At 61.5% G+C, this 2390-nt stretch carries 2 protein-coding genes; both read right to left on the bottom strand.

Annotated features, from left to right (window positions below; translation table 11 throughout):
• A partial coding sequence (locus EN993_RS34700; protein ID WP_127266129.1) for a YcbK family protein occupies positions 1-488 on the bottom strand: 488 nt, incomplete at its 3' end.
• 582 nt (positions 489-1070) lie between these two features.
• On the bottom strand, positions 1071-2390 hold a 1320-nt coding region (locus EN993_RS34695), incomplete at its 5' end, for a sigma-54 dependent transcriptional regulator (RefSeq protein ID WP_164758020.1).

The raw sequence follows: 2390 nt of genomic DNA, 5'->3' as shown, positions 1-2390 counted from the left end.
GAACCGGATGACGGATAGTAGCCGACGCCACCGCCCTGCATCTTGAGACCGATGTTGCGCAGCTTCTTCAGCGGCACGCCGGGAATGTAGAAATCCATCGCCTTGCCGAGCATGTGCTGGCTCTTCTCGGCGACGCCCCTGCTGCGGCTGCGCAGCATCGAGTTCGTCGACGGCGAGCGATAGCCGCAGACGACCTGGATGTAGTCCGTGGCGCCGCTTTCCCGATACGCCTCCCAGACCAGATCCAGCAGACGCGGATCCATCTTGGTCGGCTCGTTGCGGCGCCAGTCGCGCAGAATGATGTTGATCTTCCTGAGACCCTCGGGAACGTAGCGGCCGTTGCGCTTGTAGACGATCTCGGCCTTCTCGTGGGTGTGGAGATGATAGAGCTTCAGCGAACGTGTTTCGGCGCTGGCTCCGGTCGCAGCCGCGGCAACAAAACCAAAAGCGACAATCAACACCGCCAGCCATTTCGGCCAGACGCTCAAATGATGGTGCCGCCCGTTTGTGTGTCGTTCGATTCTGTTCAAATCAAAAGGCCCTGCAGGCTGCCGTTTGTCCCCGGATTTGTCCAAACGGATGTGTCATCCTCACATCCGAATATCGATCCTAATGGTTAATCATCGCTTATTGAAGCCGAAATGCGGTAACACCGTGGCGATATCCCGTCAAAAATCGTTCACAGGATTTCTTGGTAAACCGCTGGTTTAGATCAGATTTCCGCCTTCGCCCCAAACACGATCTGTTACCGTTAGCCTTAATGCGTGAACAGAGCTGTCCATAGGACTGCCACAATCCCGCCGAAAGGCCGATACAGGGCCTGTTGTGGCATTGCAAGCTGGCGCCGGCCTTGTGGCCGAAGCAGATCCCGGACCGAAGGCAGCGCAGCAGGGAGCGGGAACGGTTTTCGGAAAGATCCTGCGCTTCAAGGTGTGTTGAGATTCAGGTCTGGCCGAGTCGAGAACGATGGGTTCCGAGAACCGGAGCGGAGCGTACATTTGGGTACGTGAGCACCGGAAGCGCAGGAAACTATCGTTCGCAGGCCGGCATCACCTGAATATCGGCACACCTTAGGAAGCGAGCCGGTCGACACGGCCGGTCTCCGGGTCGATGCCGTATTCCTTGAGCTTGCGGTAAAGCGTCGAGCGGCCGATACCGAGTCGGCGGGCGACTTCGCTCATCTGGCCGTTGTAGTGATCGATGGCGAGCTTGATCATTTCGAGTTCGACATCGGCCAGCGCACGCACATTGCCGCGTTCGTCGAGCGCCAGCAACGTGCCGAAGCGAGGCTGCAGCCTGGCCGGCGGATCGGACGCGGTCGCCGGGCCACCCTCACCGGGCAAGGCTTCCTCGTCGCGCTCCTCCAGAGGCAGGGACGACGGCGCATCGCCGTGCGCATCGAGGTTGACGGTGCCTTCCACCTGCGCCCGAATCTGCGGGAAGTCGCCCGTGGTCAGCACATCGCCTTCGCAAAGCACCGAGGCCCGGAAGACGGCATTTTCGAGCTGCCGGATGTTTCCGGGCCAGTCATAGGCCTGCAGCACGGCAAGTGCTGCCGCCGAAATGCCTTGCAGGCGATGACGCGGATCGGCCGGCGCTACCTTGTCCATGAAATGGGTGACCAGATAGGGGATGTCGTCGCGGCGGTCGCGCAGCGGCGGCACGAAGATCGGGTAGACGTTCAGCCGGTAGAACAGATCCTCGCGGAACTTGCCGTCCTTGACCTGCTGCAGGAGGTTGCGGTGCGTCGCCGAAATCAACCTGATGTCGACCCTGACGGTTGAGCGTCCGCCGACCGGATCGACCTCACCGTCCTGCACGGCGCGCAACAGCTTGACCTGGACGTCGAGCGGCAAGTCGCCGATCTCGTCGAGAAACAGCGTGCCCGAATGCGCTTCGACGAATTTTCCAGTGTGCTTGTCGGTGGCGCCGGTGAACGAGCCCTTCTCGTGGCCGAACAGGATCGATTCGACCAGATTGTCTGGAATGGCGCCGCAATTGACGGTCACGAAGGGTTTCGAGCGGCGGTCGCCGCTGCCCTGGATGGCGCGCGCCACCAGCTCCTTGCCGACGCCGGACTCGCCCTCGATCAGGATCGGGATGTTGGATACCGCAGCCTTCTGGCCAAGGCGGATCACCCTGTCCATGGCGGGGCTGTGCGTGATCATGTCCTTGAAGGTCAGAAGGCCGCCACGCCGGCGCGACGTGCGCTTGACCTCGCCCTCGACGGCCTCGACCTTGAGCGCATTGCCGATCGACGCTTGCAGCCTGTCGGGAGACGCCGGCTTGACGACGAAATCGAAGGCGCCATGGCGCATCGCCGAAACCACGGTCTCGATGCCGCCCTGCGAAGTCTGCACGATGGCCGGGATATTTATGTCGCGCTCACG

It is taken from the genome of Mesorhizobium sp. M7D.F.Ca.US.004.01.2.1 (assembly GCF_003997785.1).
GTDB classification, from domain to species: domain Bacteria; phylum Pseudomonadota; class Alphaproteobacteria; order Rhizobiales; family Rhizobiaceae; genus Mesorhizobium; species Mesorhizobium loti.
This window is presented reverse-complemented; position numbering and strand designations above follow the sequence as displayed.